The organism is Acinetobacter sp. AC1-2 (assembly GCF_016124155.1).
GTDB classification, from domain to species: domain Bacteria; phylum Pseudomonadota; class Gammaproteobacteria; order Pseudomonadales; family Moraxellaceae; genus Acinetobacter; species Acinetobacter calcoaceticus.
This window is the reverse complement of sequence record NZ_JABFFO010000025.1, coordinates 1-378: the sequence shown is the minus strand read 5'-3', so window position 1 is coordinate 378 and position 378 is coordinate 1. Positions and strand designations below refer to the sequence as shown.

General features: G+C 54.2%; 1 protein-coding gene. It reads right to left on the bottom strand.

The features are described 5' to 3' along the window. The coding region (locus HL290_RS18455) for an Ig-like domain-containing protein (protein WP_227602332.1) at positions 1-378 on the bottom strand (378 nt) is incomplete at both ends.

Genomic DNA, 378 nt, shown 5'->3' with positions numbered 1-378 from the left:
TGGTATCTACTGTTACCACAGCGGTGTCTGTACCGACATTACCTGCTGCATCTGTTGCAGTCACGGTAATGGTGTGTGGACCGTCGGTGAGTGCAGGCAAGGTATTGTCTGCAAGCGTCCAGGTGCCGTCACCATTGTTTACTGCCGGGTAGTCAGTGCCATCCACATTCACAACCACAGTTGCTGTTGGATCATTGACTGTACCGGTGAGCGCTGGGGTGCTGTCATTGGTGAGTACATCATCAAGCGCAACCACTGGTGGCGTGATGTCCGCAGACACCGTACCTGTGCCTGGCAATGAGGTATTGCCTGCAGGGTCAGTCGCTGTTGCTGTTACGGTTTGACCGTCAGTCAAGTCACCTGGGTTTGGTACTGACC